Below are 24,399 nucleotides of genomic sequence, written 5' to 3' on the forward strand. Positions count from 1 at the left end.
GCGAACATGAGGAGCACAGGAATGGAGACGCAGCGTTCCGCCGAGCGCCCCCACGACATACCGCCCGGCCTGCTGGCCGCCGTCACCCGCTCGCCCGTCAAGGAGCGGCTGTTCGGTACGGACACCTACACCCGGGAGGCCGCCTGGACGTTCGGCGACCACACGGACGAACTGCTGCGCACCGCCCTTTGCGTCCTCAAGCCCGATGCCGCTGTAGGGCGGCGCTACGGCACCGCCCTGCAGGCACTGCGCGACAACGGGTTCCGCCCGCTCGACGTGGTGCGCTTCCGGCACGACCGGCTGACCATCCGCGAGACCTGGCGCTTCCAGCTCAACTTCGCCGACCGCGAGCGCATCGCCACCATGGAGCTGTACCTGCGCTCCCTGGACTGCGTGCTGCTCGTGCTGCGCGACGAGCAGCACCGGCCCGGCGCCGTACCGGCCGCCGTCCGGCTGGCCTCCCTCAAAGGCCCGGCGACCGCCGAACGGCGCAGGCCAGAGCACCTGCGCGAGCGGCTGGGCGCGCTCAACGGGCTGTTCAACTTCATCCACACCACCGACGAACCCCTCGACGTGCTGCGCGACCTCGGGCTGCTGCTCGAACCCGGGCGCCGCGAACGGGTCCGCGACCGGATGGTGTCCGGCCACGACGCCACCGACGAGGTGACCCGCGTCTTCGCGGCCATCGAGGACACCGTCGAACCCCACGACCTCGACCCCGAGCGCAGCCGGCGGCGCCTGGAGAGCGCCGGCTCGCCCGCCGGGGCACTCGCCCGGCTGCACGCCCGGGGCACCGCCGTCACCGCCGCCGAACTGCTCCAGGCGGCCCACCACCCGGACGCCGACCCCGGTGACCTGTGGGACCTGCTGTCGGTGCTGACCGCCACCGTGCGCTTCAACACCCCCGGCATCGAGCGCATCTACCCCAACGTGCTGCTCACCGCGTGGCAGGAGCAGGCATGAGCGGCGGCAGCGTCTGCGTCTGCTACCAGGTCGGCGAGGACGAGATCGTCGGCTGGATCCGCCGGGGCGTCACGACCGTCGAGGGGCTGGGGGAGTGCTGCGGCGCCGGACGGGGCTGCGGCGACTGCCACGAGATGCTGGAGGAATTGGTCGAGGACTTCGGCGACCCGGCCGTGAGCGACCTCGAAACGGCGGCGAGCCATGCCCGGCGATGAACTCGGGCGGTTCTGGCACGCCACCCTCACCGAGGCCACCGAGCTGCCCCTCGACATACAACTGACGGCGGTATCCACGCCGTTGGCCGGCTGCGACGTGTACGACGTCTCCTTCGCCGGGGCGCACGGCCACCGCGTCGCGGCCTGGCTGATCCTCCCCGGGGGCCGCGCGGCCGACGGCCCGGCGCCGTGCACCGTCCAGTTCCTCGGCTACGGCGAAGGCCGCGGCCACGTCCTGGACAGCGTGCTGTGGCCCGCCCTCGGCTACGCCACGCTCGTCGTGGACACCCGCGGCCAGAGCGGCGCGGGCGGTCGCGCGGGCGCCACCCCGGACCCCGTCGGCCTCACCCACCCCCAGGTGCCGGGCTTCGTCACGCGCGGCATCCTCGACCCCGCCACGTACTACTACCGGGACGCCTACGTCGACGCGGTGCGCGCCGTCGCCGTGGCCGCCGGGCACCCGGGAGTCGACGTCGGCCGCATCGCCACCACCGGCCGCAGCCAGGGCGGCCAACTGGCCCTGGCGGCAGCGGTGCTGAGTCCGCTGGTCGGCGCCGCGCTCGTCGAGTCGCCCTTCCTCGCCGCGCTGCCCGATCCGACCCGGGTGCCCGACCGGCAGCCCTACCGGGAGCTGCTGCGCTTCGCCGAGTCCTACCCGGACCTGGTGCCGCGCGCGGCGCGGACGCTCGCCCTCTTCGACGTCGCCGAGCTGGCGGCGTACGGCCGCTGCCCGGCGCTGTTCTCCGTGGCCGGCCGGGACCAGCGCTGCCTGCCGGAGACCGGGTACGCCGCACACGCCCGCTACCCGGCTCCCAAACGGCTGCTGACCTGGCCGCTGGCCGAGCACGCCGCGCCCAACACCCCGCTCCGGCTCGCCGAGGCGGAGTTCCTGGCCGGCGTCTTCGCCCAGGCCGCCCCGCCCGCCCCCGCGTTCTGGCAGGAAGGACACGACAGATGAGACGCCTGCATCCGCAGAGCCCGCCCGTCTCCCGGCTGACCGAGGTCCCCGCCGGCCTCCTGGAGACCGTCACCTGGTCGGAGCGCAAGGCCGATCTCTACGCGGTCGACCAGTACTTCCGCGAGGCCGTCTGGACCTTCGGGGACATCACCGAGCGGATGCTCGGCATCGCGCTGTGCATGCTCAAGTCCGAGGCGACCGCGGGGCGCAGGCTGCGGCCCGCGCTGCGGATCCTGCGGGAGGCGGGCTTCCGCCCGGTGGACGCGGTGCGCTTCCGGCACGACCGGATGACGATCCGCGAGGTCTGGCGCTACCAGTTCAACATCGCGAGCCGCGAGCGCATCGAGGCCATGGACGTCATCCTGCCCAGCACCGAGACGGTGGCGCTGGTCCTGCGGGACGAGCACTGGCGGCCGGGGGCCGTCCCCGCCGCCGTACGGCTCAACGCGCTCAAGGGCCCGGCCGACCCGGCCCAGCGCGAGCCGGAGCACCTGCGCCACCAACTGGGCGTGGTCAGCGGCCTGTTCAACTTCACGCACATCTCGGACGAGCCCGCGGACGTGCTGCGCGAACTCGCCGTCATCTGCGACGAGCCCCGGCGCGACCTGATCCGCCGCCGCATCCTGGACGATCACGACGCCCGCCCCGACGCCCTGGACATCTTCCAGGAGCTGGAGGACCGGCACCCCGAGCACGACTTCGACCTGGAGGCCAGCTGGCGCCGGCTCGCCGCGGCCGACGGGCCGCTCGCGGCCCAGGGCGGCCGGCGCCCCGGCCTCAGGGAGATGCTCGACCTGACCCACCGCACGTCCCTGGACGATCCGCACCGCTGGGACCTGCTGACCGTCGTCACCCATCTGCTGACCGCGATGAACGTCGAGGGCGTGACCCCCACCGTGCCCAACGTCACGGCGGCCTGGCGGCCGCGGCGGCTGGACGGGGTCGCCTCGTGACCGCCGTGCTCACCACCCTCAACCTCGCCGTGGAACGGCGGGGCCCCTGGGCCACCCTCGGCTACAGCGGCATCGACAAGCGGCCGGTGGCCCACCGGGTCATGGCCCGCCACGAGGGACTCGAAGGCGACCTGGTCGCCGACCGGCGGGTGCACGGCGGCCCCGACAAGGCGGTGTACGCCTTCGCCCGCGAGGACGCCGTCTTCTGGGAAAAGGAGCTGGGCCGCGAGATCCGGCCGGGCAACTTCGGCGAGAACCTCTCGACCACCGGCCTGGACATCACCGGCGCCGAGGTCGGCGAGCGCTGGGCCATCGGCGAGGCGGTCTTCGAGGTCATCCGGGCCCGCAAGCCCTGCCGCGTCTTCGCGGGCTTCTGGGACGTCCCGGACCTGGTCAAGCGCTTCATCGCGCACGGCGCCCCGGGCGCCTACCTGCGTGTGGTGAAGGAGGGAACCATCGGGGCGGGCGATTCCATCGAGATCATCGAGCGGCCCGGACACGGGGTGACCATCGGCTACATGCTCAGGGCGCTGACCACCGAGCCGCACCTGATGCCCCGCTTCCTGGACGCCCCCCAGATGCTGCCCAAACACCATGAGAAGGCCCGCAAGTGGCTGGCCACGCACCCCCAGGAGGCACCCGTCCGATGACCACCACCGCATCCCGGTCCCTGATCGACCCGGCGCGCCTGGCCGCCCTCGACTGGTCCGACATGCCCGCCCTGCACCGGCCGATGGAGGACCTCCTCGAAGAGCTGGTGTCCCACCCGACCTGGCTCAACGACGCCTTCGACCATGTGCTGGCCACCCCGGAGCTGCTGAACCAGTGCGAGCGGCTCCAGGAGCTCGACCGGGTCGTCCTCGTCAACGACAAGGCCAGCGACGTACGGATCAGGCTGCACGTCTTCACCGGCAGCGACTTCGACCGGCCGCACAACCACCGCTGGAGCTTCGGCTCGCGCATCCTGCACGGCAGCTACCAGCACCACCTCTACGGCGACTACGACGAGCTGGACCCCGACACCCGGATCGGCACGCCGGCCCTGGTGCGCGAGGAGGTCGCGGGCTCCGGCTACGTGATCCGGCACACGATGGTGCACACCGTCGCCTCCCCGCCCGACACCACCTCCCTGATCGTCCGCGGCCCCTCCGAGAAGAACCGCTTCCTCGTGATGAACCGCGACAACGGCGAGGCCTGGTGGCAGTACGGCCAGAAGGACGAGAAGCCCGAGGACCAGGCCAAGCGCCGGCTCGGCGCCGAGCGCGTCGAGGAGATCCGGCAGCTGCTGATCAGCCAGGGATGCATCCGTTGACCGCGACCGCCACCCCCCGCACGACCGTCTCGCTCGTCATCTTCGACTGCGACGGCGTGCTCGTCGACAGCGAGCCGATCGCGGTGCGCACCCATGTCGCCCTGGGCGCCGAACTGGGCTGGCCGCTGAGCGAGTCCGACGTCATGAACCGCTTCGTCGGCCGCTCGACCACCTCGATCGGCGAGCAGATCGCCGAGCGCCTCGGCGCCGAGACCGCCCGGATCTGGGACGAGCGGTTCCGGGATATGCACGCCAAGGCGGTGGACGAGGACCTCACCGCGGTCGACGGCATCACCGAGGCGCTGGACGGCCTGGAGGCCGCGGGCCTCGGCGCGCGGCACTGGTGCATCGCCTCCAGCGGCAGCCACGAGAAGATGCGGCACACCCTCGGCCGGGTCGGGCTCTACCAGCGGTTCGAGGGCCGTGTCTTCAGCGCCCACGAGGTGGCGCGCGGCAAGCCCGCGCCGGATCTCTTCCTGCACGCCGCGCGGCGGATGGGCGTCGACCCGTCCCGCTGCGTCGTGGTGGAGGACAGCAGGTTCGGCGTCCAGGCGGCCGCCGCCGCCGGGATGCGCTCCTTCGGGTACGCGGGCGGCCTCACCCCGGGCGAATGGCTCACGGGGACCGCGACGGCCGTCTTCACCGACATGCGCCGGCTGCCGGAGCTGGTCGCCGCGCACGGCACGGGGGAGGTGTCCGGTGCCGCTGGAGATTGAGCGCAAGTTCCTGCTCGGCGCGGAGCCGGTGCCGCCCGGTGTGGCGACCGAGCCCATCGAACAGGGCTATCTCGCGGTCACCGGCACGGGCACCGAGGTGCGGGTGCGCCGCATCGCGGGCCGGTGCGTCCTCGGGGTCAAGCACGGACACGGCGAGCTGTCCCGGGTCGAGGTCGAACTCCCGCTCACCGAGTCGGAGTTCGACGACCTGTGGCCCGCCACGGCCGGTGCCCGGCTGGTGAAGACCCGGCACTCCGTGCCCGTGCGCGACACCCTCGCCTACGTCGACGTGTACGAGCAGGAGCTGTCCGGCCTGCGCACCGTCGAGGTCGAGTTCCCCTCGGAGGAGGCGGCGCGGGCCTTCACCCCGCCGCGGTGGTTCGGCCCGGAGATCACCGGCGACAAGCGGTACCGCAACCGCCGGCTGGCCACGGAGGGCCTCGGCCCACTCGCGCCCTGACGGACACGGCCGCCGCCCCCCACCCGCCCGGGCGCGGGGCGGCGCCGGTTCGACCGCGGCACCGGCGGCCGGAGGGCGCCGTCTCCCCGCCCGGTTCCTACTGCCGGTTCAGCGAGCGCGTGATGCCCGCCGCGATCGTCGTCGCCAGGACCCAGCCCAGGGCGATCAGCAGATAGGACAGCCACTGGTAGGCGCCGCGCGGGGCGAACGCCGGTTCCTGGCCGAAGTCGATGATGGGGAGCAGCAGGTCGAGGGTGTAGAAGAGCGGGTTGAAGGCGGGCGCCTCGGACGGTTTGAGGGCCGGCGGGTGGTGCAGGGCGAAGACCAGGGTGCCCGTGCACAGCAGGAGCAGCAGCCAGCCCGCGGCACGCATCGGGCGGAAGCCGTAGCCGACGGCCGCGTCCTGGAGGCAGCCCCACAGCCGGGCGTACGGCGGCAGGGTGCGGCGGTGGCGGCGCAGCTTGGCCAGCTGGACGGTGCGGGCCGCGGCGTCGTCCCCCACCGTGCGGTACGCGGTGGTCAACTGCTCGTACGGGTGCGGGAGATAGCCGTCCGGTTCGCGCTCCAGCAGCGGCAGCCGCTGCTCGGCGGGCAGGTGCGGGGTGAGCACCCGGTAGGCCAGCCCGTCGAGTTGCACCCGGTCCGGCCACACCCCGGGCGGCACGTGCAGCAGATCGAGCTGCGCGCGGCGCAGATTGACGTCTCCCTCGATCGGCGCGGCGTCCCGCAGCCACAGCTCCCCGATGACACCGCTGCTGGCGCGCAGCGCCTGCCCGCCGGGGTTGGCCAGCCGCGCGTGCGCCAGGTTGAGCTGGCGGGGGATGCGGGCGCCGCCCAGATTGACCCGGCCACGGACGCGCAGCCGCATCGCGTGCAGATCGGTGCCGACCGCCAGGACCTCGGCGTGCAGCGCGGTGTCGCCGGGGGCGTCCAGCACCGCGTCGTTGAGGTTCACCTGCCCGCCGACGACGGCCCCGTTCAGCTGCACCCTGCCGTGCGCCACCAGCCCCGGCGCCCAGACGTCCGTGCCCACCTCCGCGTGGTTGAGCTGGAGCACGGGCTCCGCCGGGGTCTCGCCGGGCGTGCCCAGCCGCGCGCCGTTGGCGAAGAACGCCCCCGCCAGCTTGGCCCCTTGCAGCCGCACCGGGCCCGTGAACCGGCAGCAGGTGATCCGCAGGACCCCGTCGGCGCGCAGCGCCCCGGCCGTCAGCCCCGGCAGCACCGAGTCGCTGAGGACCAGGGCGCCCACCCGCGCCCCGTACAGGTCCGGCGCCCGCTCGAAGTGGCAGGAGCGCAGCCGCACCGGGTGGGCGACGGTGCCGTACCGGAGGTCGAGGCGGCCGGTGACGCGGGCGCCCGTCACCTTCAGGCCGGCCGTACGGCCCTCCCGCACCGGCCCGGCCAGCAGCAACTTCCGCAGGAACTCGGCCCGCAGGGTGCGCTCGGGACCCCATCCGGCGCCCCGCGCGGGATCGTCGTCCGCGTCCTCGGGGGAGTCGGGCCGTACCCGCAGGTCGACCCCCTCGCCGAGCGGGAAGGCGTCCCGGACCCGCCGCTCGGCGGGCGTCAGATCCGCGATCTCCACGCTCAGCCGTCCTCGCGCCGGTCCGGACTCCCGGATCCCGCCAGCGCCTTGGCGATCCCCTGCTCCCGGGGCCCGAGGAAGGTCGGATCCGGCCGGAACACCACGTCCAGTGCCGCCTTGCCCGCCGCGAACACCTCGCGCGCGCCGCCGTAGTACCAGGTCGCGTCGTGCTTCGCGTCGACCCCGACGCCGTACGAGTCCACCCCCGCCGCCTCGCACAGCGCCACCGCCCGGCGGATGTGGAAGCCCTGGCTGACCAGCACCGCGCGGTCGACGCCGAAGATCTTCCGGGCCCGCACACAGGAGTCCCAGGTGTCGAACCCGGCGTAGTCGCGCACGACCTTCCCGCCCGGCACCCCGTGCCGCGTGAGGTAGGCGCGCATGGCGTCCGGCTCGTCGTAGTCCTTGCGGCTGTTGTCCCCGGTGACCAGCACGGCCCTGACCCGGCCCGCGTGGTACAGCGCCGCCGCCGCGTCCAGCCGGTGCGCCAGATACGGCGAGGGCCCACCGTTCCACAGCCCGGCTCCGAACACCACCGCGACCGGCGCCGACGGCACGTCGGCCACCGTGCGCAGCCGGTCCGCCGTGGACGTGAACAGCCAGGCGGCCGGGGCCAGCGCCAGCACACAGGCGGCCATCACGGCCTGCACCAGCCGCCGCTGCCCGGTGCGCGTGCGCGGCAGCCGCGGTCGACGGATCCTCATACAGCCCCCCTCGCTACGGATTCCGGAGTCCGGTCCCGACCAAGGAGGACGCCGCCCGCGCCGATCCGGTTCGCTCCGGTGTGCGATTCCGCTTCGCCACGGCGCCCGGATTCCCCAACGCGCCGTCCGACTGGGCCACCCGGCACCCCCCGTTTGTCACCCGTGGCGCTTACTGTCGAAGCATGGCAGGCAGCGCACCCCCCGATCCCTACGGCCCGGCCGCCCTGGAACGCTGGGCCCCCGAGCCCGACAAACGCCCGGGGCGCACCGCCTTCCAGCGGGACCGGGCCCGCGTCCTGCACTCCGCCGCGCTGCGCCGCCTCGCTGGCAAGACCCAGGTCGTCACCCCGGGCAGCCACAGCCAGGTCTGGGACGCCAGTCCCCGCACCCGGCTCACCCACTCCCTGGAGTGCGCCCAGGTCGGCCGGGAACTGGGCGCCGCCCTCGGCTGCGACCCCGACCTGGTCGAGGCGGCCTGCCTCTCCCACGACCTGGGCCACCCGCCCTTCGGCCACAACGGCGAAGCGGCGCTGAACGAGTTCGCGGACGACTGCGGCGGCTTCGAGGGCAATGCCCAGTCCCTGCGGCTGCTCACCCGCATCGAACCCAAGCGGTTCACCGCGGAGGGCTCCGTCGGCCTCAACCTCACCCGCGCCACCCTCGACGCCGCCACCAAGTACCCCTGGCCGCGCGGCGCCCACCCCACCGACCCGGCCTCCGCGAAGTTCGGGGTGTACGAGGACGACCGCCCGGTCTTCGACTGGGTCAGGGCCGAGGCCCCCGGCATCCGCACCTGCTTCGAGGCCCAGGTCATGGACTGGTCCGACGACGTGGCCTACTCGGTGCACGACGTCGAGGACGGCCTGCACGCCGGCCACATCGACCCCAACTGCCTGTACGCCGAACCGGAACGGCAGGCGGTGTTCGAGGTGGCCGTCGGCCGCTACGTCCCCGCGGACACCGATCCCGCCGAACTCGCCGAGGCCCTCGACCGCCTCCAGGCCGCCGAGTGGTGGCCGCACGGCTACGACGGCAGCGCGGTCGCCCAGGCCCGGCTCAAGGACGCCACCAGCCAGCTCATCGGCCGCTTCTGCCTGGCCGCCGAGGGCGCCACCCGCGCCGCGTACGGCGGCGGCCGGCTCACCCGCTACGGCGCCGAACTCGTCGTACCCCGCGCGACCCGGACGGAGTGCGCGGTGCTCAAGGCGGTCGCCGACCGGTACGTGATGCAGCGCGCCGAGCAGGAGCGGCTCCGCGCCGACCAGCGGATCATCGTCGCGGAGCTGGCCGAGGCGCTCACCGCCCGCGCCCCGGACGGCCTGGGCCCGCAGTTCCGCGCCCTGTTCGACAAGGCGCCCGACGACCACGCGCGCAAGCGGGTGATCGTCGACCAGATCGCGTCCCTCACCGACGCCTCCGCGCTCTCGCTGCACGCGAGACTGACGGGGCGTATGTGAGAGGAACGTGTCACCGGTGGCCTGATCGGGTCACCCCCCCTTCCCGCAGCACGCCCGGTGCGGGACGCTCGCATGTGGCGGCACCCTTACGAGGAGGCAGACAAGTGGTCGACGCGGATCAGACATTCGTGATCGTCGGCGGTGGTCTCGCGGGAGCGAAGGCGGCCGAGACGCTCCGCGCGGAAGGCTTCACCGGCAGGGTGATACTGATCTGCGACGAACGCGACCACCCCTACGAGCGCCCGCCGCTGTCCAAGGGCTTCCTGCTCGGCAAGGAGGAACGCGACAGCGTCTTCGTGCACGAGCCCGCCTGGTACGCGCGCAACGACATCGAGCTGCACCTCGGCCAGAGCGTCGACCGCATCGACCGTACGGCCAAGACCGTGCGCTACGGCGACGACGGCACCCTCGTCCGCTACGACAAGCTGCTCCTCGCGACCGGCGCCGAGCCCCGCCGCCTGGACATCCCCGGCACCGACCTGGCCGGCGTGCACCATCTGCGCCGCCTCGCCCACGCCGAACGGCTCAAGGGCGTGCTGGCCTCCCTCGGCCGGGACAACGGGCACCTGGTGATCGCCGGCGCCGGCTGGATCGGCCTGGAGATCGCGGCGGCGGCCCGCGAGTACGGCGCGGAGGTCACGGTGATCGAACCGGAGCCGACCCCGCTGCACGGCGTGCTCGGCCCCGAGCTGGGCAACGTCTTCGCCCAGCTGCACCGCGAGCACGGGGTCCGCTTCCACTTCGGGCGCAGGCTCACCGAGATCGTCGGCCAGGACGGCATGGTTCTCGCCGTGCGCACCGACGACGGCGAGGAGCACCCGGCGCACGACGTCCTCGCGGCGATCGGCGCCACCCCCCGGGTCGCGCTCGCCCAGGCCGCGGGCCTGGAGATCGCCGAGCGGGCGCGCGGCGGCGGCGTCGTGGTGGACGAGCGGCTGCGCACCTCCGACCCCGACATCCACGCGGCCGGGGACGTCGCCGCCTTCCCGCTGCCGCTGTTCGACGACCGGATCAGGGTCGAGCACTGGGCCAACGCGCTCAACGGCGGACCGGCCGCCGCGCGCTCGATGCTGGGACAGGACTCGGTGTACGACCGGGTGCCGTACTTCTTCACCGACCAGTACGACCTGGGCATGGAGTACAGCGGGTGGGCGCCGCCGGGCACGTACGACCAGGTGGTCATCCGGGGCGACATGGGCCGGCGCGAGTTCATCGCGTTCTGGCTGCGGGAGGGCAGGGTGCTGGCCGGGATGAACGTGAACGTGTGGAACGTCACGGAGCCGATCCAGAAGCTGGTGCGAGCCCGGAGCCGGGTCGACACGGACGCGCTCGCCGACCCCCACATGCCCCTGGACCGCCTCCTCCCCTGAGCCCCGGCCGCCCCGGGACCGTCCGCGCGCCCCGTAGAATTCACCCGTGGCAGGACGGATCAACGACGAGGACGTGAAGGCGGTACGGGACGCGGTCCCGATCGACGCCGTGGTCTCCGAATACCTCCAGCTGCGCAACGCGGGCGGCGGCAACCTCAAGGGGCTGTGCCCGTTCCACGACGAGAAGTCGCCGTCCTTCCAGGTCAGCCCGAGCAAGGGACTCTTCCACTGCTTCGGCTGCCAGGAGGGCGGCGACACCATCACCTTCGTGATGAAGGTGGACCACCTCTCCTTCTCGGAGGCGGTGGAGCGGCTCGCCGCCCAGGCCGGGATCACGCTGCGCTACGAGGAGGGCGGGTACAACCCGGCCCACCAGCGCGGCGAGCGGATCCGGCTGGTCGAGGCGCACAAGATCGCGGCGCAGTGGTACGCCGAGCAGCTGGCCACCAGCCCCGAGGCGGAGACCGGCCGGGTCTTCCTCGCCGAGCGCGGCTTCGACCAGGCCGCGGCGGAGCACTTCGGCGTCGGGTACAGCCCCCAGGGCTGGGACCACCTCACCCGCTACCTGCGCGGCAAGGGCTTCAGCGACAAGGAACTGATCCTCTCCGGCCTGGCCCAGGAGGGCCGGCGCGGGCCCATCGACCGCTTCCGGGGCCGGCTGATGTGGCCGATCCGGGACATCGGCGGGGACGTCGTCGGCTTCGGGGCGCGCAAGCTCTACGAGTCGGACAACGGCCCCAAGTACCTGAACACCCCCGATACCGCGATCTACAAGAAGTCGCAGGTCCTGTACGGCATCGACCTGGCGAAGAAGGAGATCGCGAAGGCCAGCCGGGCGGTGGTGGTCGAGGGCTACACCGACGTCATGGCCTGCCACCTCGCCGGGGTGACCACGGCCATCGCGACCTGCGGCACGGCCTTCGGCGGCGAGCACATCAAGATCCTTCGCCGGCTGCTGATGGACAACGGATCGGCGCGGGTGATCTTCACCTTCGACGGTGACGCGGCCGGGCAGAAGGCCGCCCTGCGCGCGTTCGAGGACGACCAGAAGTTCGCCGCCGAGACGTACATCGCGATCGCGCCGGACGGCATGGACCCGTGCGAGCTGCGCCTGGCCAAGGGCGACGAGGCGGTGGCCGACCTCGTCGAACCCCGCACTCCGCTGTTCGAGTTCGCGCTGCGGCAGATCGTGAGCCGGTACGACCTGGACACCTCCGGGGGGCGGGCCGCCGCGCTGGACGAGGCGGCGCCGATCGTGGCCCGGATCAAGAACAGCGGCGCGCAGCACGAGGTCGCGGTGGAGCTGGCCGGACTGCTGGGCATCCTGGACACCCAGTTCGTGGTCCGCCGGGTGGCCCAGCTGGCCCGCTGGGCCCGGGACCGGGGCGGCAGGGGCCCCCAGCAGGAGCGCCCGCGCGGCGCGGAGCAGCAGTGGGCGTCGGCCCCGCGCCCGGCGAACTCCGGCCCGGCCCTCACGCTGCGCAACCCGGTGTACGCCGCCGAACGCGAACTGCTCAAACTCGCCCTCCAGCGCCCCGAGTTGGTCTCCCCGGCGTTCGACGCCTACGGGGTGGACGAGTTCACCGCCCCGCCCTACGCCGCCGTACGCCAGGCCATCGCGGAGGCGGGCGGCGCGGAGTACGGGGTGGCCGACCCGCAGGAGTACCTCGTCCGCGTCCGCGAGGCCGCGCCGGACGACACCGTGCGCGCCATGGTCACCGAACTGGCCGTCGAACCGATCCTGCGCCGCACCGTGGACGAGACCTACGCCGGCACGGTCCTGGTCCAGATCCGCCGCCGCGCCGTGGAACGCCGCATCCGCGACATCGAGTACCAGATGACCCGGCTGTCCGCCGGCGGTGACCCGGCCCAACTGGCCGCGGTCCAGAACGAGATGTGGGTCCTCCAGCAGTACGACCAGTCCCTGCGGGCGCGGGGCGCGGAGGCGCTCTGAGCGGCTGCCGAACGGCGATCGGCAGCAGTGGGTCACGGACCGGATGCAAAAAGTCATCGCACGCCCCTCGTGGGAGCGATGTGCCGTACCCCACACTGTTGGGGGTGCCCGAGTCCGGTGAACATCCTGGAGGTCGCCCTCGTGCAGACCCAGACCCTCACCCCCGCCGACAGCAGCACCGGTGCCCGCGCGGACGAACCGGACACGGAGCCGGACGTGGAGCCGGACGTGGAGCCGGACGCGGAGCCGGACGTCCTGCCGGTCGTTCCCCCGCAGGGCCGTGCTTCCCTGCATCCGGAGAACGGGGGACCCACCGCCGACCTGTTCCGGCAGTACCTGCGCGAGATCGGCCGCATCCCGCTGCTCACCGCGGCCGAGGAGGTCGAACTCGCCCGCCGGGTGGAGGCCGGCCTGTTCGCGGAGGAGAAGCTGGGCAACACCCCCGACCTGGACAGCGGGCTGGCGCACGATCTGGACCGGCTGGTGGTCATGGGGCGGGTGGCCAAGCGACGGCTGATCGAGGCCAACCTGCGGCTCGTCGTGTCCGTCGCCAAGCGGTACGTGGGGCGCGGGCTGACCATGCTCGACCTCGTCCAGGAGGGCAACCTCGGGCTCATCCGCGCCGTGGAGAAGTTCGACTACGCCCGCGGCTACAAGTTCTCCACCTACGCCACCTGGTGGATCCGCCAGGCCATGTCCCGCGCCCTCGCCGACCAGGCCCGCACCATCCGCGTGCCGGTGCACGTCGTGGAGCTGATCAACCGGGTGGTACGGGTGCAGCGCCACATGCTCCAGGAGCGGGGGTACGAGCCGACGCCCGAGGAGGTCGCCGCCCACCTCGACCTGTCGCCCGAGCGGGTCGGCGAGGTGCTGCGCCTCGCCCAGGAGCCGGTCTCGCTGCACGCCCCGGTCGGCGAGGAGGACGACGTGGCGCTCGGCGACCTCATCGAGGACGGCGACGCCGCGAGCCCCGTGGAGTCCGCCGCGTTCCTCCTGCTCAAGCAGCACCTGGAGGCGGTGCTGTCCACGCTGGGCGAGCGCGAGCGCAAGGTCGTACAGCTGCGCTACGGCCTCCTCGACGGCCGCCCCCGCACCCTGGAGGAGATCGGCCGCCTCTTCGGCGTCACCCGCGAACGCATACGCCAGATCGAGTCCAAGACCCTCGCCAAGCTCAGGGACCACGCCTACGCGGACCAGCTGAGGGGCTACCTGGACTGACGAAAAGAGGGGGCCGCCTCGCGACGGCCCCCTCTTCCCGTCCCCCGGTCAGTCGACCTCGGCCACCGCCTGCGCGAACTGCGCCTGGTACAGCCGGGCGTACGCCCCGTCCGCCGCCAGCAGGTCGGCGTGCGCGCCCTGTTCGACGATGGAGCCGTTCTCCATGACGAGGATCGTGTCCGCGTCCCGGATCGTGGAGAGCCGGTGCGCGATCACGAACGAGGTGCGCCCGGCGGCCAGTTTGGCCATCGCCTTCTGGATCAGCACCTCGGTGCGGGTGTCCACGGAGCTCGTCGCCTCGTCCAGGACCAGGATCACCGGGTCGGACAGGAACGCGCGCGCGATGGTGATGAGCTGCTTCTCACCGGCGCTCACCCCCGTGCCCTCGTCGTCGATCACGGTGTCGTACCCCTCGGGCAGCGTCCGGATGAACCGGTCGGCGTGCGCCGCCCGCGCGGCCTCCTCGATCTCGCCCTGGGTCACCTCGCGGGAGGCGCCGTACGCGATGTTCTCCGCGATGGTGCCGCCGAACAGCCAGGTGTCCTGGAGCACCATGCCGATCCCGGACCGCAGCTCGTCCCGGGTCATCCGGCGCACGTCCACCCCGTCCAGGGTGATCCGCCCGCCGGAGACGTCGTAGAACCGCATGAGCAGGTTGACCAGCGTGGTCTTGCCCGCGCCCGTGGGGCCCACGATGGCCACCGTGTGCCCGGGCTCCACCGTGAGCGAGAGGTCCTCGATCAGCGGCTTGTCCGGGTCGTACCGGAAGGACACGTGCTCCAGCTCCACGCGCCCGCGCAGCCGTTCCGGCCGCTCGCCGGGCACCGGGTCCGCCTCCTGCTCCTCCGCGTCCAGGAGTTCGAAGACCCGCTCGGCCGAGGCCACGCCGGACTGCACCAGGTTCGCCATGGAGGCGACCTGCGTCAGCGGCATCGAGAACTGGCGCGAGTACTGGATGAAGGCCTGCACATCACCGATGGACAGCGCGCCGGACGCGACCCGCAGCCCGCCGACGACCGCCACCAGCACATAGTTCAGGTTCGACACGAACATCATCAGCGGCTGCATCACACCGCTGTTGAACTGCGCCTTGAACGCAGCCTGGTACAGCGCCTCGTTCTGCTCGGCGAACTGCTTCGCCGACTCCTCCTGCCGCCCGAACACCTTCACCAGCGTGTGCCCGGTGTACATCTCCTCCACGTGGGCGTTGAGCGCGCCCGTCGAACGCCACTGCTGCACGAAGTGCGGCTGCGAGCGCTTGCCGACCCGGGTGGCGACGACGAAGGACAGCGGCACGGTCACCAGCGCGACCAGCGCCAGGATCCAGGAGACGTAGAACATCATCACCAGCACGCCGACGATGGTCAGCACCGAGTTGATCAGCTGGCCCATCGACTGCTGGAGCGTCTGCCCGATGTTGTCGATGTCGTTGGTGGCCCGCGACAGCACCTCGCCGCGCTGGCGCTTGTCGAAGTACGACAGCGGCAGCCGCGACAGCTTCGTCTGCACGGACTCGCGCAGCCGGTACATCGTGCGGTTCACCGTCCGGTTGACCAGCCGGGTGGCGACGGCCATCAGCAGACCGGCGACGAGGAAGGTGCCGAGCGCCAGCAGCAGCACCTCGCCGACCGCCCCGAAGTCGATGCCCTTGCCGGGCGTGAAGTCGGTGCTCTGGAGCATGTCCGCGACGGAGCCCTTGCCCTCGGCCCGCATCCCGGCCAGCACCTGCGCCTTGGTGGCCCCGGCGGGCATCTGCCGGCCGATGATGCCGGCGAACACCAGGTCGGTGGCCTTGCCCAGGATCTTCGGGCCGACCACGCTCAGCGTCACGCTGACGACCACGCACAGCAGCAGCAGGCAGACGGTGGCCCGTTCGGGCCGGAACTGGGCGACCAGCCGTTTGCCGGACCCCTTGAAGTCCATCGACCGCTGGTCGGGACTCCCCCCGGCCATCATGCGTCCCATGGGCCCGGCCATCAGGCGGCCTCCGCTTCCGTCAGCTGGGAGAGCACGATCTCCCGGTAGGTCTCGTTGCCCGCCATCAGCTCCTGGTGCCGGCCGGAGCCGACCACCCGGCCCTCGTCCAGGACGATGATCCGGTCCGCGTCCCGGATGGTCGCCACCCGCTGGGCGACGATCACGACGGTCGCCTCCGCGGTCTCCCGGGCCAAGGCAGCGCGCAGGGCCGCGTCGGTGGCGTAGTCGAGCGCGGAGAAGGAGTCGTCGAAGAGGTAGATCTCGGGGCGCTGCACGAGGGTGCGCGCGATGGCGAGCCGCTGGCGCTGGCCGCCCGACACATTGGTGCCGCCCTGGGCGATCGGCGCGTCCAGACCGCCCTCCAGCCTGGTCACGAACTCCTTGGCCTGCGCCACCTCCAGCGCGTGCCACAGCTCCTCGTCCGTGGCGTCCGGATTGCCGTAGCGCAGGTTGGTGGCGACGGTGCCCGCGAACAGGTACGGCTTCTGCGGGACCAGCCCGACCGTCCGGGCCAGCAGCGCCGGCTCGACCTCGCGGACGTCCACGCCGTTCACCAGGACCTCGCCCTCGGTGGCGTCGAACAGCCGGGGGACCAGCCCGAGCAGGGTGGACTTGCCGCTGCCGGTGGAGCCGATCACGGCCGTGGTCTCGCCGGGCCGGGCCACCAGCTCGACGGAGCGCAGCACCGGCTCCTCGGCACCCGGATAGCGGAAGCCGGCCGCGCGGATCTCCAGGTGCCCGTGCCGGCGCAGCTCGGTGACCGGCGTGAGCGGCGGCAGCACGCTGGAACCGGTCTCCAGTACCTCCTGGATGCGCTCGGCGCACACCTCCGCGCGCGGCACCATCATGAACATGAAGGTGGCCATCATCACGGACATCACGATCTGCATCAGATAGGCGAGGAACGCGGTCAGGTCGCCGATCTGCATCCCGCCGCTGTCGATGCGGTGCGCGCCGAACCACACCACCGCGATGGACGACACGTTCACCACCGTCATCACCATCGGGAACATCAGCGACAGCAGCCGTCCGGTGGCCAGCTGCATCTCGGTCAGCTCGCCGTTGACCCGCCCGAAGCGGGCCTGCTCGTACTCGTCGCGGACGAAGGCGCGGATCACCCGGTTGCCGGTGATCTGCTCGCGCAGCACCCGGTTCACCTTGTCGAGGCGGGTCTGCATGGTGCGGAACAGCGGCCGCAGCCGGCGCACGATCAGCGTCACGCAGATGGCCAGCACCGGGACGACCGCGACCAGCACCCCGGACAGCGGCACGTCCAGGCCGAGGGCCAGCACGATGCCGCCGACGCACATGATGGGCGCCGACACCATCAGTGTGAACGTCATCAGGACCAGCATCTGGACCTGCTGCACGTCGTTGGTCGTACGGGTGATGAGCGAGGGCGCGCCGAAGTGGCCCACCTCGCGGGCGGAGAAGGACTGCACCCGGTCGAAGACGGCACCGCGCACGTCCCGGCCGAGCGCAGAGGCGGTCCGCGCGCCCAGGTACACGGCACCGATGTTGCACACGACCTGCACCAGCGAGATGCCGATCATCAGGGCGCCGAACGACAGGATGTAGCCCGTGTCGCCCTTCACGACGCCGTTGTCGATGATGTGGGCGTTCAGGGTGGGCAGGTACAGGGTGGCGCAGGTCTGCACGAACTGGAGCAGCACCTGCAAGGTGATGGGTTTCTTGTAGGGCCTGAGATAGGTCCGTAGAAGTCGTATGAGCACGCTACGTCTCTCGGAGTCGGCGACAGGGGCAGTCGGATTGCCCCTGGCCCCTATCGTCGGACACTCCACCCGCGTTACCTCAACCGATTAACCCGACAGCGGATTTCCGTACGGCCTTATGGGTGTTGGTGGTAAAGGTGCGGTTTGCGGCATTTGGTACGGCTCACTGGAAGGCGCCGGGGTGGGTCTGCTCCCGCACCGCCGTGAACTGCTGCCGCACCGCCTGCCCGACGGCCATCTCCTCGCCCGGCTCCAGCACCTGCGCCGCCGCGCCCTGCCAGGCCGGCGGAGTGCGCGGATCGAGGGTGCCCTGCGACACGCCCAGCGCCCAGGCCGCCTGCCGGGCCGCGCCGATCGCGGTGTAGTCCGCGGGCTGCGGCACGACGACCTGCGCCCCGAACAGCGAGGGCGCCGCGGCCTGCACGGCGGGCAGTTCGGCGGCCGGGCCCAGCAGGAAGATCCGCCGCACCTCCACGCCCCGCCCGCGCAGCACGTCCAGCGCGTCGGCGAGCCCGCACAGCATGCCCTCGAACGCGGCCCGCGCCAGGTGCTCCGGCTTCATCGACTCGCGCCGCAGCCCGGCGAGGGTGCCCGCGGTGTGCGGCAGGTTCGGCGTGCGCTCGCCCTCCAGATAGGGGAGCAGGACCAGGCCGTGCGCGCCCGGCGTGGACTTCATCGCCAGCTCGGACAGGGCCTCCAGGTCCGGCAGGCCGAGGAGTTCGGCGGTGCCGCGCAGGGCGCGTACCGCGTTCAGCGTGGTGACGACCGGCAGGTGCATGCCGGTGGCGTCGGCGAGCGAGGTGATCATCCCGGACTGGTCGGCCAGCGCCTCGGGGTGCACGGCCATCACCGAGCCCGAGGCGCCGAGCGAGACCACCGCGTCCCCGAGCCCGATCCCGAGCCCGAACGCGGCGGCCATGGTCTCCCCGGTGCCGGCCGAGATCAGCAGCCCCTCCGGGGTGGTGCCGGCCGCCTCGGCCGGGCCGATCACCTCCGGCAGCATCGCCTGGTGGCCGAGCGCCAGCTCGACCAGGTCGGAGCGGTAGACACCGGTGGCCGCGGACCAGTAACCGGTGCCGGAGGCCCCGCCGCGGTCGGTGGTACGGCGCACCGGGCGCCCGAGCAGCTGCCACACCAGCCAGTCGTGGGCCTGGAGCAGCACGGCGACGCGCCGGGCGTTCTCCGGTTCGTTCTTGGCCAGCCAGCGCAGCTTGGTGACGGGGTGCGCGGACTGCGGCACACAGCCGACGGCGTGCGCCCAGGCCTCCCGGCCGCCGAGCGCGTCCACCAGGTCGGCCGCGGCGACCTGTGCGCGCCGGTCCCCGCCGGTCATCGCCGGGCGCACGGTGTTGCCCTGGGCGTCCAGCGGGACCAGCGCGTTCTGCTGCGCGGAGACGCCGATGGCCTGGACCCCCTCCAGCAGTCCGCCGCCCGCGGCTTCACCGAGGGAGAGGAGCCAGGCCTGGGGGTCGACGTCGCTGGGGCGGGAGCCTTCCGGCGGGTCGACGGGATGGGGGGCGTACCCCTGCCTGAGTACGGCACCGGTGTCTGTGTCGCAGACCACGATGCGGGTGAAATCAGGTGAGCTGTCCAAACCGGCGACTATCCCCATGCGGACGATTTTGCCGCATCACCGCGCCGGCTCCGGTCCCCGGGCGCCGCCGGGTCAGGTGGCGCTGGTGCCCCAGTCGTCCCCCGCGGTGCCGCCCGAGGTGCGGTCCTTCAGGGAGCGGACCCGCTGGGCGACCGAGTCCGGGACGCGGTCGCCGACCTTGTCCGAGACCGTCTGGAACGCCTTGCCCGCGTAAGCGCGGCCCTGCTGGGCCGCGGTCTCGGCGGTGTTGCGTACGGCCGGGTTCCGGGCGATCTGACGAGCGGACTTCTTCAGCTGCTCGTAGCGCTCGTGTCCGGCCCGTGTGCCGAGTACGTAACCGATGGCCAGTCCGGCGATGAACGTGAGCCGGTAGCGCATGGCTGCCACCTTCCCGTGCGTAGGTATCTGGTGCGACGCAGGTGCCCGAGGGTACCGATTGGCGGAGCACCCCCCTGCTTGCGCTAATGTATGTGTCGCAGCGAGCGACCGCCCCCTGTCGAATACCCGGGGAGGTCCGTTCGATGCAGACGAGGCGATCCTCCGTAGCTCAATTGGCAGAGCAGCCGGCTGTTAACCGGCAGGTTACTGGTTCGAGTCCAGTCGGGGGAGCTTCGGTCCTCCGTAGCTCAATTGGCAGAGCAGCCGGCTGTTAACCGGCAGGTTACTGGTTCGAGTCCAGTCGGGGGAGCACGCTGAACGAGGGCCCCTCAGGGGTCCTTTTTCATGCCCGCGGGAACCGCCGTCGCCCGCGCCGATGTCCTCAAGGTCATGAGCGGCGCACAGGCCGACCATCCGAAGCAGGAGATCGTATGAGCGGCTATGCTGCGGCAGACGGCGCGCACACTTGTACGTGACACGCCGCTATGGGGCGGTAGCTCAGCCGGTTAGAGCAGCGGACTCATAATCCGTCGGCCGTGGGTTCGAGTCCCACCCGCCCCACCGCAGGGCTCTCCCGCGCAATCGTTTCTATCCGCGGGGACCCGAGAACGGGGGCCGCCACTCCACAGTGGCGGCCCCCGTTCATTCGTTCAGACCAGAGAAACCCCGCACCGCCCGGGGCGGGGTGTGGTCAGCCCCCTGACCCGACCGGGGGGCAAGCCCCCCTGCCGCCCGGTGGCTGGCAGGCTGTCCCGCGCGGACGGCCGTCGCGAGACTCGACGGCATGACGATTTCCACACAGGCACCCGTGGTCGCGGGAACATCCGCCGCCGTCGGCAGCGACTTCGCCCGCCTCTCCCGGCGCATCACCGAGGCGGGTCTGCTGGAGCGGCGCCCCGGTTACTACACGCTGCGCCTCGGTGTGGTGATCGGGCTGCTGGCGGCGGGCTGGGGGGCCTTCCTCGCGCTCGGTGACACCTGGTGGCAGCTCCTGGTCGCCGCCTTCCTGGCGCTGGCCTTCGGTCAAGTGGCCCTCGTCGCCCACGACCTGGCCCACCGCCAGGTCTTCCGGCGGCGCCGGCCGAGCGAGATCTGGGGCCGGCTCTTCGGCAACCTCGGCATCGGCATGAGCTACGGCTGGTGGATGAACAAGCACACCCGCCACCACGCCAACCCCAACCACGAGGACCTCGACCCCGACGTCGCCCCGGACATCCTGGTGTGGTCCACCGACCAGGCCCGTGCCAGCAGCGGCACGGCCCGCCTCATCGGCGGCCACCAGGCGTACCTCTTCTTCCCGCTGCTGACCCTGGAGGGCTTCAACCTGCACGTCGCGAGCGTGCGGGCGCTGCGGTCGCCGTCGATGAAGAGCCGGCTGCTGGAGGGGGCCCTGCTCTTCCTGCACCTGGCGGCCTACCTGTCCGCGCTGTTCGTGGTGCTCCCGCCGGGCAAGGCGGTGGCGTTCCTCGCCGTGCACCAGTGCCTGTTCGGCGTCTACCTCGGCTGCACGTTCGCGCCGAACCACAAGGGCATGCCGACCTTCAGCGGCGACGAACGGCCCGACTTCCTGCGCCGCCAGGTGCTCACCTCCCGCAACGTGCGCGGCGGACGGCTCACCGACGTGCTGCTCGGCGGGCTCAACTACCAGATAGAGCACCACCTGTTCCCGAGCATGCCCACCCCCCACCTGCGGCGCGCGCGGCCCGTGGTGCGCGCGTACTGCGCCGAGATCGGCGTGCCCTACCACGAGACCGGACTGCTCCGCTCCTACCGCGAGGCGCTCGCCCATCTGCACCGGGTGGGGGAACCGATCAGGCGGCGACGCGGGGCGGCGAGGGGAAGCCAGGTGTAAACCGGCCGGGGCGAGGGCCGGTTGCGCCGGGTGCGGCCGGTCGTCGCACCCGGCGCGCCTGTGGCCGCCCCCGCGGTGACGCCCGGTCACGAAAGGGCGGGAAGAACCCGCGCACTTCGGCGGATGCCGGTCACCGAGGCTTGAAGCCCACCCGGCGTGGGCACGGACCTCCTACCGGTGTCGGGAGGAGACGTCATGGACCGTCGGATCCGGGTACGCGTGAGCCGGCGGCCCACCGCGCCGCGCGAGCAGGAGATCGACCGCAGGACGCCGTCGGGGCGCGTGCTGCCGTACTGAGCGCCGTCACCCGTGCGCCCGGGAGACATGGCGGGCCGCCGCGCGCAGGGCCGCCCGCAGGGGTTCCGGCGGGGGCGGGCCGTCGGGCGCCGCGCTGGCGATGATCGCGGCGGCGATGTGGCGCAGCTTGGTGTTGGTGCGCTGCGAGGTCTCGCGCAGGATGTCCCAGGCCTGGTCGGGGGTGCAGCCGTGGGCGGCCATCAGGACGCCGCGGGCCTGGTCGATCACCGGGCGGGAGTCCAGGGCGTGGCGCAGCTGTGCTATCTCCGTGCGCAGCACGGCCAGCTGCTCGGCGCGTTCCCGGGCCACCGCGGAGGCCGTGCGGTCCAGTGAGCCCGCGGGCGGGCGGGTGCGCAGCGGGTCGGTGGTGTCCAGGCCGATCAGCTCCAGGACCCGGCGCGGCTGGCCCTGCCAGCGGCACGTGGTGACCCGTACGCCCTGCCGGACGCCGTACTCGGTCAGCAGGTCCAGCAGGGTGAGTCCGGTGGTGTCCATGAAGGTCACCCCGGCCAGGTCCAGCTCCACCTCGGTGATGTCCGACGGCAGCGCGGCGAGGGCCTCGGCGACGGTGTCCGTGGACCCGTGGACCAGTTCGCCGTGCGCCGTGAGGAGCGCCCGGCGGCCCTCGGTGCGGCCGTCGATCGCCAGGGCGTTCAGCCACAGGCCGTGGGCTGTCAGTCCCGCTGAGGTCATGTCTCCCCTCCCGATCGGTCCTTGGCGCCACGCGGGTCGCCTGCCCTGCGTGCCGACGGCTACACCCGTGGCCCGCGGCCCGCAGCGCCGGGCGCGATCCGTGCCACCCTGTTCCCCTGGGGCCGCGCCGGCCCGCATGGCCCTGGCCGGAAAGGGCAGGCGCGGCCGTGGTCCATGCCCCCCGGGAAGCGAGGTGTCCCCGTGCACGCAGCGGTCGAGCCGTTCGTCCATCCCGCGCTGTTCTACGGCGACGCGCACGCCTACCTGGCCGGTACGGTCCCCTTCGTGCGCGCCGGGCTGGCCGCGGGCGAGCCGGTCGCCGTCGCCGTGCCGGGGGAGCGGCTGCGGCTGATCCGGGACGCGCTGGGGGCGGACGGCGAAGGGGTGCGGTTCCTGGACATGCGGGAGGTGGGCCGCAACCCCGGCCGGATCATCCCCGGGGTGCTGCGCGCCTTCGCGGACGCCCAGCCGCCCGGCCGGCGTGCCCGGATCATCGGCGAGCCCGTCTGGGCGGGGCGCGGCCCGGCCGAGTACCCCGCCTGCGTCCAGCACGAGGCGCTGATCAACGCGGCGTTCCAGGGGCGCGAGGTCACCATCCTGTGCCCCTACGACACCGCCGGACTGGACGCGCGGGCCCTGGCCGACGCCTGGGCCACCCATCCGGTCGTCATCGAGGGCGGCGAGGAGCGGCCCAGCGCGGCCTACGACCCGGAGGGCGTCGTGGCCCGCTGCAACGTGCCGCTGCCGCCCGCCCCGCCCCCCGGCCCCGGGGTGCTCCGCGTCGCCTTCGACGAGGACCGGCTGGGCGCCGCCCGGCACCTGGCCACCGGCCACGGCGGCGGGCTGGGGCTGACCGGTGAGGCGCTGGAGAACCTGGCGCTGGTCACCGCCGAGCTGACCACCAACAGCGTGCTGCACGGCGGCGGTTCGGGCACGCTGACCGTGTGGGCCGAGGACGGGCGGGTGCTGTGCGAGGTCCGCGACCGGGGCCGGCTCACCGACCCGCTGGCCGGCCGCCGCCCCGCCGGCCGCGACCAGCGCGGCGGCCGCGGGCTGCTGCTGGTCAACCTGGTGTCGGACCTGGTGCGCGTGCACACCGGCCCGGACGGCACGACCATCCGCTGCTACCTCGGTCTTTAGTGCGTCAGTGCATCAGACCGATCCCGGTCAGCACCACCGCTCCCGCCACCAGCCGCAGCCGGCCGAAGGGTTCGCGGAACACGAGGGTGGCGATGACCGCGGCGACGAGGATGCCGGTCTCGCGCAGGGCGGCCACCGCGGCGACCTGGCCGTGGGCCTGGGCCCAGACGACCAGGCCGTACGCCGTCATGGACAGCACCCCGCCGGCCAGCCCGGTGCCGGCGACGGGACGGAGCTGGGCGAGCAGTCGCCCGCGGCGCCGGGCCAGCGCGATCAGCGGTATGACCGGGCCCTGCAGCAGGAACAGCCAGGCGGTGTAGGCGAGCACGTCGGAGGAGTGCCGTACGCCCACGCTGTCGACCAGGGTGTACGAGGCGATGATCGTGCCCGAGCCGAGTGCCGCGCCGAGGGCCGGCAGCTGGGCGCGGCCGATCCGGCCGGAGGCCAGCGCGAGGGCGGCCAGGCCCCCGGAGACCAGCAGCACGCCCGTCGCCTGGACGGGGGTCAGCGTCCCGCCGAGGAGGGTGACCGAGGCGATGGCCACGAGGAGCGGGGCGACCCCGCGCGCCAGCGGGTACATCTGCCCGAAGTCGCCCAGTTCGTAGGCGCGCAGCAGAAACAGCTGCGAGGCGACCTGGAGGGCGGCCGAGGTGGCCAGGAACGGCCAGGCCCCCGCCGGCGGCAGCGGTGTGCAGCAGACCAGGACGGCCGCGCAGCCGGTGCACGCGAGGCTGATCAGGGTGAAGCCGGTCAGCTTGTCGGGTATCCGGTGGGCTATCGAGTTCCAGACGGCGTGCAGCACCGCGGCCGTGAGGACGGCGGCGAGCACTCCGGCGGACATGGTGGCCGGCATGGCGAGGCGACTCCTGG

At 72.7% G+C, this 24,399-nt stretch carries 22 protein-coding genes and 3 tRNA genes; 17 read left to right on the forward strand and 8 right to left on the reverse strand.

Translation table 11 applies throughout. The features are described 5' to 3' along the window. Positions 1-21 precede the first annotated feature (21 nt). From HZZ00_RS05770 to HZZ00_RS05805, 8 genes are read left to right on the forward strand one after another with little or no spacing between them, the layout of a single operon-like run. The gene (locus HZZ00_RS05770; RefSeq protein ID WP_180331193.1) at positions 22-963 is read left to right on the forward strand and encodes a nucleoside-diphosphate kinase; all 942 of its coding nucleotides are present in this window, start codon (positions 22-24) and stop codon (positions 961-963) included. Next, the gene (locus HZZ00_RS05775; protein ID WP_180331194.1) at positions 960-1,178 is read left to right on the forward strand and encodes a bacterioferritin-associated ferredoxin; all 219 of its coding nucleotides are present in this window, start codon (positions 960-962) and stop codon (positions 1,176-1,178) included. Before HZZ00_RS05770 ends, HZZ00_RS05775 begins: the two co-directional genes overlap by 4 nt. Further along, positions 1,165-2,136 (forward strand): acetylxylan esterase, encoded by a 972-nt coding sequence (locus HZZ00_RS05780; protein WP_180331195.1) that lies wholly within the window; start codon positions 1,165-1,167, stop codon positions 2,134-2,136. The genes HZZ00_RS05775 and HZZ00_RS05780 overlap by 14 nt, the downstream gene beginning before the upstream one ends. Continuing rightward, on the forward strand, positions 2,133-3,089 hold the full coding sequence (locus HZZ00_RS05785; RefSeq protein WP_180331196.1) for a nucleoside-diphosphate kinase: 957 nt from the start codon (positions 2,133-2,135) through the stop codon (positions 3,087-3,089). The genes HZZ00_RS05780 and HZZ00_RS05785 overlap by 4 nt, the downstream gene beginning before the upstream one ends. Next, a complete protein-coding gene (locus tag HZZ00_RS05790) occupies positions 3,086-3,739 on the forward strand; it encodes an MOSC domain-containing protein (protein ID WP_180331197.1) in 654 nt (217 codons plus the stop codon). The genes HZZ00_RS05785 and HZZ00_RS05790 overlap by 4 nt, the downstream gene beginning before the upstream one ends. Then, positions 3,736-4,401, forward strand: coding sequence for a hypothetical protein (locus HZZ00_RS05795; RefSeq protein ID WP_180331198.1), 666 nt, complete (start codon positions 3,736-3,738; stop codon positions 4,399-4,401). The genes HZZ00_RS05790 and HZZ00_RS05795 overlap by 4 nt, the downstream gene beginning before the upstream one ends. Continuing rightward, positions 4,389-5,117, forward strand: coding sequence for an HAD family phosphatase (locus HZZ00_RS05800; RefSeq protein ID WP_180331199.1), 729 nt, complete (start codon positions 4,389-4,391; stop codon positions 5,115-5,117). Before HZZ00_RS05795 ends, HZZ00_RS05800 begins: the two co-directional genes overlap by 13 nt. Continuing rightward, entirely contained in the window at positions 5,101-5,577 is a 477-nt protein-coding gene (locus HZZ00_RS05805; protein ID WP_180331200.1) for an adenylate cyclase, read from the forward strand. The genes HZZ00_RS05800 and HZZ00_RS05805 overlap by 17 nt, the downstream gene beginning before the upstream one ends. A 97-nt stretch (positions 5,578-5,674) precedes the next feature. On the opposite strand, the gene HZZ00_RS05810 is transcribed toward HZZ00_RS05805, so the two are convergent. Together HZZ00_RS05810 and HZZ00_RS05815 are read right to left on the reverse strand one after the other, a co-directional pair. Then, positions 5,675-7,162: a membrane-associated oxidoreductase gene (locus tag HZZ00_RS05810; RefSeq protein ID WP_180331201.1), complete on the reverse strand. Its 1,488-nt coding sequence runs from the start codon at positions 7,160-7,162 to the stop codon at positions 5,675-5,677. A gap of 2 nt (positions 7,163-7,164) precedes the next feature. Beyond that, positions 7,165-7,866 carry a vancomycin high temperature exclusion protein gene (locus HZZ00_RS05815; protein ID WP_180331202.1) on the reverse strand — a complete coding sequence of 234 codons (702 nt, stop codon included), beginning with the start codon at positions 7,864-7,866 and terminating at the stop codon, positions 7,165-7,167. Positions 7,867-8,048: 182 nt separating this feature from the next. On the opposite strand from HZZ00_RS05815, the gene HZZ00_RS05820 reads away from it, so the two are divergent. The 4 genes from HZZ00_RS05820 (at position 8,049) to HZZ00_RS05835 (ending at position 13,865) form a co-directional block, all read left to right on the forward strand. Beyond that, positions 8,049-9,323 carry a deoxyguanosinetriphosphate triphosphohydrolase gene (locus tag HZZ00_RS05820; RefSeq protein WP_180331203.1) on the forward strand — a complete coding sequence of 425 codons (1,275 nt, stop codon included), beginning with the start codon at positions 8,049-8,051 and terminating at the stop codon, positions 9,321-9,323. A 104-nt stretch (positions 9,324-9,427) separates the two neighbouring features. Further along, positions 9,428-10,693, forward strand: coding sequence for an NAD(P)/FAD-dependent oxidoreductase (locus tag HZZ00_RS05825; RefSeq protein WP_180331204.1), 1,266 nt, complete (start codon positions 9,428-9,430; stop codon positions 10,691-10,693). Positions 10,694-10,739: 46 nt separating this feature from the next. Next, positions 10,740-12,647, forward strand: coding sequence for a DNA primase (gene dnaG, locus HZZ00_RS05830; RefSeq protein ID WP_180331205.1), 1,908 nt, complete (start codon positions 10,740-10,742; stop codon positions 12,645-12,647). A gap of 78 nt (positions 12,648-12,725) precedes the next feature. Then, complete coding sequence (locus HZZ00_RS05835) at positions 12,726-13,865, forward strand: RNA polymerase sigma factor (RefSeq protein ID WP_374028516.1); 1,140 nt, start codon at positions 12,726-12,728, stop codon at positions 13,863-13,865. A 48-nt stretch (positions 13,866-13,913) separates the two neighbouring features. On the opposite strand, the gene HZZ00_RS05840 is transcribed toward HZZ00_RS05835, so the two are convergent. From HZZ00_RS05840 to HZZ00_RS05855, 4 genes are all read right to left on the reverse strand, one after another. Continuing rightward, positions 13,914-15,842 carry an ABC transporter ATP-binding protein gene (locus tag HZZ00_RS05840; RefSeq protein WP_180331206.1) on the reverse strand — a complete coding sequence of 643 codons (1,929 nt, stop codon included), beginning with the start codon at positions 15,840-15,842 and terminating at the stop codon, positions 13,914-13,916. Then, the gene (locus HZZ00_RS05845) at positions 15,842-17,575 is read right to left on the reverse strand and encodes an ABC transporter ATP-binding protein (protein WP_180331207.1); all 1,734 of its coding nucleotides are present in this window, start codon (positions 17,573-17,575) and stop codon (positions 15,842-15,844) included. Before HZZ00_RS05845 ends, HZZ00_RS05840 begins: the two co-directional genes overlap by 1 nt. A gap of 163 nt (positions 17,576-17,738) precedes the next feature. Next, the gene (locus HZZ00_RS05850) at positions 17,739-19,187 is read right to left on the reverse strand and encodes an FGGY family carbohydrate kinase (protein ID WP_180331208.1); all 1,449 of its coding nucleotides are present in this window, start codon (positions 19,185-19,187) and stop codon (positions 17,739-17,741) included. 54 nt (positions 19,188-19,241) lie between these two features. After that, positions 19,242-19,547, reverse strand: a complete 306-nt coding sequence (locus tag HZZ00_RS05855) for a YtxH domain-containing protein (RefSeq protein WP_180331209.1) — start codon at positions 19,545-19,547, stop codon at positions 19,242-19,244. A gap of 158 nt (positions 19,548-19,705) precedes the next feature. On the opposite strand from HZZ00_RS05855, the gene HZZ00_RS05860 reads away from it, so the two are divergent. The 4 genes from HZZ00_RS05860 (at position 19,706) to HZZ00_RS05875 (ending at position 21,399) form a co-directional block, all read left to right on the forward strand. After that, positions 19,706-19,778: transfer RNA gene (locus HZZ00_RS05860), tRNA-Asn, on the forward strand. Positions 19,779-19,784: 6 nt separating this feature from the next. Further along, positions 19,785-19,857, forward strand: a tRNA-Asn gene (locus HZZ00_RS05865). A 177-nt stretch (positions 19,858-20,034) separates the two neighbouring features. Then, positions 20,035-20,108 (forward strand) — tRNA-Ile (locus HZZ00_RS05870). 223 nt (positions 20,109-20,331) lie between these two features. Beyond that, a complete protein-coding gene (locus HZZ00_RS05875) occupies positions 20,332-21,399 on the forward strand; it encodes an acyl-CoA desaturase (protein WP_180331210.1) in 1,068 nt (355 codons plus the stop codon). A 303-nt stretch (positions 21,400-21,702) separates the two neighbouring features. Here HZZ00_RS05875 and HZZ00_RS05880 read toward each other — a convergent pair whose 3' ends face one another. After that, on the reverse strand, positions 21,703-22,389 hold the full coding sequence (locus tag HZZ00_RS05880) for an ANTAR domain-containing protein (protein WP_180331211.1): 687 nt from the start codon (positions 22,387-22,389) through the stop codon (positions 21,703-21,705). 174 nt (positions 22,390-22,563) lie between these two features. Between HZZ00_RS05880 and HZZ00_RS05885 the strand changes: the two genes are divergently transcribed. Beyond that, on the forward strand, positions 22,564-23,529 hold the full coding sequence (locus tag HZZ00_RS05885; protein ID WP_180331212.1) for an anti-sigma factor RsbA family regulatory protein: 966 nt from the start codon (positions 22,564-22,566) through the stop codon (positions 23,527-23,529). 4 nt (positions 23,530-23,533) lie between these two features. Here the strand turns inward: HZZ00_RS05885 and HZZ00_RS05890 are convergent, their stop codons facing one another. After that, complete coding sequence (locus HZZ00_RS05890; RefSeq protein ID WP_180333400.1) at positions 23,534-24,370, reverse strand: EamA family transporter; 837 nt, start codon at positions 24,368-24,370, stop codon at positions 23,534-23,536. Positions 24,371-24,399: the final 29 nt, after the last annotated feature.

It is taken from the genome of Streptomyces sp. NEAU-sy36 (genome assembly GCF_013423905.1).
Classification (GTDB): Bacteria; Actinomycetota; Actinomycetes; order Streptomycetales; family Streptomycetaceae; genus Streptomyces; species Streptomyces misionensis.